The organism is Shigella sp. SIG3 (genome assembly GCF_053555855.1).
Map to the genome: position 1 here is coordinate 1 of NZ_JBQZXE010000184.1, position 4,490 is coordinate 4,490.

The following is a 4,490-nucleotide window of genomic DNA, read 5'->3' on the forward strand; positions in this document are numbered from 1 at the left end:
GATGCCAACACAAAGGCAACTAATAAAGATACAGATAAAGATCTAAAAACAGATCTAACCCATCCCAAACCCTTCCCTTCCGGAAGGGAGTTTCGGGATTTTGTGGCTGGAGTGCTTGAGGGGAGATTATCTGGCGGTACTGCAGCGGAATTTTGTAATTCTGCGGTGGTTGCGTTGCAGGCTGCTGGCCTGGATGTCTGTCGTGAGTATCCGGTGCCAGAGCGTGGTGACGGTTGCGGAGGGCGGATTGATATCGTCGTGACTGACAGGAACGGTGTCCGGTGTGGGATCGAGCTTGACCGAAATTCTCCGCGACAGAAATCACTGCTCAAAATCGGTGCTGTTGAAACCGGGATATGTGTCTTGCGGCGCAGTGATATCGCAAGGCACACCGAGCAGGGAATTCTGGTTATCGGTGGGGCTGTTCGCCAGAAAAAATTTGACCCGTTGTCAGTTGATCTGCCCGACTGGTTGCCAGATACACTCTGGCATGAGTGGGTCCAGTTCAGGCAGGCATTGCGAAAACCGATTCGAACGGAGCTGGGCGCTAACGGGGCGATACGGGAACTGGAAAAATTCCGTCAGCAGGGTTTTACACCTGAGCAGGTGATTCGACACAGCATCGCCAATGAATACCAGGGTCTGTTCGCGCCGAAAGGTGTTCGGCCTGAGACGTTGCTCCGACAGGTTAACACCGTCTCGTTGCCGGACAGTGCGATCCCGCCAGGCTTCAGGGGGTAACAGACCATGAAAAATATTGCGACAGGAGGCGTTCTGGAGCGTATCCGCAGACTGACCCCACCACATGTAACCGCCCCATTCAGAACGGTTGCGGAGTGGCGCGAGTGGCAACTTGCTGAAGGCCAGAAACGTTGCGAGGAGATCAACCGCCTGAATCGTCAGTTGCGGGTGGAAAAAATTCTGAACCGCTCCGGCATCCAGCCGTTGCACCGGAAGTGTTCGTTTGCGAATTACCGGGCGCAGAACGACGGTCAGCGACATGCACTGAGTCAGGCGAAATCCATAGCTGACGAACTGATGACAGGCTGTACGAATTTTGTGTTCAGCGGTAAGCCCGGCACCGGAAAAAATCATCTTGCAGCCGCGATTGGCAACCGGCTGATGGCGAAGGGGCGTAGCGTGATTATCGTCACCGTGTCCGATGTCATGAGCGTGTTGCATGAGAGCTACGACAACGGCAAATCCGGTGAAAAATTTTTACAGGAGCTTTGTGGTGTTGACCTGCTGGTCCTGGATGAAATTGGCATGCAGCGGGATACGAAAAACGAGCAGGTGGTACTGAACCAGATTGTTGATCGCCGGACGGCATCGTTACGCGGTGTGGGGATGCTGACAAATATTAACCATGCAGCGATGAATACACTTCTCGGCGAGCGGGTGATGGATCGCATGGTCATGAACGGCGGGCGCTGGGTGAATTTTAACTGGGAGAGCTGGCGTCCGAATGTTAGCCATTCGAGGGTTGTTAAGTAGTTTCAGGAGGATTTATGGCGAAACCTTTTACTCCCGAACAGCGGGAAGAACTGAAGACGCGAATTGTGGAACTCGTGCATCAGGACGGTCGGGTCACGATTCGGCAGTTGTCAGATGAAACAGGTATCAGTCGTGCGTCTGTCGGTCGCTTATGCATGGAACTGGTCGCAAGTGGTGATGTATATAATTCTGGCTACGGGGTATTTCCCTCTGAACAGGCTCATAAAGACTGGCAAAACGCCCGCAAAAAGCTATCGAGGGTAAAGGTGAAGAAACCGGTTGTGGTTGATCCTGACCTTATCTGGTCATTACCAGACGGAGAAATACGCCGCTACGACAGGCGCCTGAATATAATCTGTCGCGAGTGCCGGAAGAGCGAAGCTATGCAGCGCGTGCTGGCGTTTTATCAGGGGAAATTTCAGGAGGCGGTACTGTGAGTAAAATTAGCTATCAGGCTTCAATTACCGCTGGTATTCGCATCAAAGGAGAGGAGCATGGAAATAAAACCAGAAGATGAGTTAAGCAATATCGTTTTATTTCCGGTAAAAGAGGATGACCCACGTAATCAGGTTAATTTTCTTTATGAACCATCGGAAAGACCATATTGCCATCACGCCTCTGTCCGGGTTGACGAAAAAGAGCGTCAGGTCCGCTGTAAAATCTGCGGTGCGGTTGTGGAGCCGTTTGACTGGATGCTCTCTGTGGCAAAAAGAGAAACCAGACTGGCAGATGATGTAAGGCTATTGCGCCAGGAGGAACAGGAAAGGCGGAGAAATATAGAAAAGCTGATACAGATTGAGCGTAACGCGAAAGCGCGGATACGCAGGGCGACAAAATCCAGAACTGAATAATTAAATTTAGCACTGTTAAAAATTTAATCCTTAACCGGAGGGATTTCTGCACCCTCAAATCATCAGGAGACCGCCCGAAAGGGCGGTAATGAATGGTTACATTATTTAGAAAAAAATATCCGCGAAAGAGTAGAACAACAGAATTCCTGTTTCTCATTCTGTTTATCGTGTTGATGACACCGATATCCCCGCTAATTTTTGTCTGGATAATCGGAAAAATAATTGAGCCAGTTATTGAATTGTATAACGACGTGGTATGGGCGTCATTCAACACACTGCACAATAAAATTAATCCGTATAAGGAAAGCTGATATGGCACTGACGAAAAAACAACGTGCAGAACTGCGCATGAAGTTCGGTGGTCGCTGCGCTTATTGCGGCTGCGAACTTGGCGAAAAGTGGCATGCAGACCATGTAAAACCGGTCATTCGTTTTGATGGAAATATGCTTCACCAGGAACGTGACGATATATCCAACATGGTACCAGAATGCCACCCATGCAATCTGCACAAGCATTGCAGTAGCCTAGAAGATTATCGACGAATTATCAGTGATGGTCGTCGTGAATTCCTTGCGTCCGGGAAAGGCAAAGCGCTGGTTCGTATGGGATTGGTTGAAATGAAATCTGACCCGGTTGTGTTCTGGTTTGAAAAATATCAAGAAGGGGCTACGGCATGGCCACTATTACCAAAGAGCGACTGCAATGGCTGGCTAACATTTCTGGCCGCGATGATATTGACGATATAGACGGCGGTGAAATTCGTGAACTGGCGCTTATCGCTCTGGCATCACTGGAAGCAGAGCCTGTAGCGGAATGCATTGTTGAAGATGGGGGCATGTGTATTGACGGGTTCGGTGAGTATGTGGGTCACTCGCTGCCTGATGGAATGCATGAGCTTTATGCTGCCCCGCGAATGCGACAACCTGATGGATGGAAAGCCGTAGCTGTAGCGTGGAAGGTGACGTTTACTCAAGTTGACCAGGAATCTAATACGTTCACTGCTATATATTTTGACAAAGCGGAAGTTGAGCGTTGGGTACGACTGCATAAAGCATGTGATTTTCGGGCAGATATAACACCGCTTTACGCAGCGCCGGCAGTGCCGGTTGCAGTAAACGACGACATGGCTTACGCATTCCATCACGCACTGTCAGATTCATCGCTTGGCTCTGGTGAAATCGAAGAAATTAAAACCGGTTTGCGTGCTGCCTTTGCCAACGTCACTATCCAACCAGAGCCGATAGTGCCGGATGAAATCGGGCCAAACGATAGTAATACGTTTGATTATGTTGATGGCTGGAACGCCTGCCGCGCTGCCATGCTTAAGGGAGATAAATAATGATTAATCGAACCAAACTGGAGCACATTCTCGAATATGCCAGGCAGCAGAAATGTATTGGGCAACTTTGTAAAATTCCACCAGGAGATATGGTTGAAATCGTGGAAATGGCCATGCGTAAGGCTGGCAACTCTCCGGTAACTCTGGCTGGCTGGATAAGCTGTAGTGATGCAGTTCCTGCTGAATATTGCGATGTGATTCTTCTCGATGATCTCGGGAATGTATTCCCCGGTTCCTGGGATAAGGTTTTTTGCCCCACTCGTGGCGGGAATAAGATGGCTTTTGTGGACAAAGACGGCGTTGAAGTAGAGAGCTCAACTCACTGGATGCCGCTACCGGAACCACCGCAGGAGGTGAATCAATGACCTGGCCTGAGGCATTCACCACGGTAGGAATTGCGATGGCGGTGGCGCTGGTGGTGTATTCGATTTGCCGTTGGGGTTAACAAACAAAAACCCCGGATTGATGGTCCGGGGTTTTTGAAGGAAACAAAACAGAAACAGCAATTGCCGTTACCTGTTGTTACCATGGCAAGTAAACGTATCTCAGGCGAGCGCATTGCGCCGTTCTGACGCAGATAAATTAGCCTGGATAGAAGGTGCTGGCAATAAAAAATAGCGTTTTCTTATCGGTATCGGTAAGATTGCTGCGGGTGCTTGAGGCTGTCTGCCTCGGGCATGCCACTGTAAGGCAGACAGAGAAAAGCCCCAGTTAACATTACGCGTCCTGCAAGACGCTTAACATTAATCTGAGGCCCAATCTATGTCTCACAAATGTAGGTTAGCCTCTTACGTGCCGAAAGGCA

The 4,490-nt window shown here is 49.6% G+C and carries 6 protein-coding genes and 2 pseudogenes; all 8 read left to right on the plus strand.

Translation table 11 applies throughout. The features are described 5' to 3' along the window. Positions 1-432: 432 nt before the first annotated feature. A pseudogene (locus ACUU1I_RS19630) lies at positions 433-602 on the plus strand (hypothetical protein); the annotation flags it as partial. 145 nt (positions 603-747) lie between these two features. After that, on the plus strand, positions 748-1,494 hold the full coding sequence (locus tag ACUU1I_RS19635; protein WP_000788996.1) for an ATP-binding protein: 747 nt from the start codon (positions 748-750) through the stop codon (positions 1,492-1,494). 14 nt (positions 1,495-1,508) lie between these two features. Further along, complete coding sequence (locus ACUU1I_RS19640) at positions 1,509-1,931, plus strand: DUF977 family protein (RefSeq protein ID WP_001118171.1); 423 nt, start codon at positions 1,509-1,511, stop codon at positions 1,929-1,931. Positions 1,932-1,988: 57 nt separating this feature from the next. Next, positions 1,989-2,345 (plus strand): hypothetical protein, encoded by a 357-nt coding sequence (locus ACUU1I_RS19645; RefSeq protein WP_000403784.1) that lies wholly within the window; start codon positions 1,989-1,991, stop codon positions 2,343-2,345. Positions 2,346-2,437: 92 nt separating this feature from the next. After that, positions 2,438-2,656, plus strand: a complete 219-nt coding sequence (locus ACUU1I_RS19650; RefSeq protein WP_000256997.1) for a DUF4014 family protein — start codon at positions 2,438-2,440, stop codon at positions 2,654-2,656. A 1-nt stretch (position 2,657) separates the two neighbouring features. Next, positions 2,658-3,020 (plus strand): annotated as a pseudogene (locus ACUU1I_RS19655) (HNH endonuclease); the annotation flags it as partial. Next, a complete protein-coding gene (locus ACUU1I_RS19660) occupies positions 3,020-3,685 on the plus strand; it encodes a hypothetical protein (RefSeq protein WP_005115317.1) in 666 nt (221 codons plus the stop codon). The pseudogene ACUU1I_RS19655 and the gene ACUU1I_RS19660, both read left to right, overlap by 1 nt. Next, positions 3,685-4,050 (plus strand): DUF551 domain-containing protein, encoded by a 366-nt coding sequence (locus ACUU1I_RS19665; RefSeq protein ID WP_000610655.1) that lies wholly within the window; start codon positions 3,685-3,687, stop codon positions 4,048-4,050. The genes ACUU1I_RS19660 and ACUU1I_RS19665 overlap by 1 nt, the downstream gene beginning before the upstream one ends. The last annotated feature ends 440 nt before the right edge of the window (positions 4,051-4,490 follow it).

Excerpts from the sequence above, each read along its gene's own strand:
- ACUU1I_RS19645 (WP_000403784.1), top strand. The coding sequence starts at position 1,989 with ATGGAAATAAAACCAGAAGATGAGTTAAGCAATATCGTTTTATTTCCG.
- ACUU1I_RS19640 (WP_001118171.1), top strand. The coding sequence starts at position 1,509 with ATGGCGAAACCTTTTACTCCCGAACAGCGGGAAGAACTGAAGACGCGA.
- ACUU1I_RS19665 (WP_000610655.1), top strand. The coding sequence starts at position 3,685 with ATGATTAATCGAACCAAACTGGAGCACATTCTCGAATATGCCAGGCAG.
- ACUU1I_RS19660 (WP_005115317.1), top strand. The coding sequence starts at position 3,020 with ATGGCCACTATTACCAAAGAGCGACTGCAATGGCTGGCTAACATTTCT.
- ACUU1I_RS19635 (WP_000788996.1), top strand. The coding sequence starts at position 748 with ATGAAAAATATTGCGACAGGAGGCGTTCTGGAGCGTATCCGCAGACTG.
- ACUU1I_RS19650 (WP_000256997.1), top strand. The coding sequence starts at position 2,438 with ATGGTTACATTATTTAGAAAAAAATATCCGCGAAAGAGTAGAACAACA.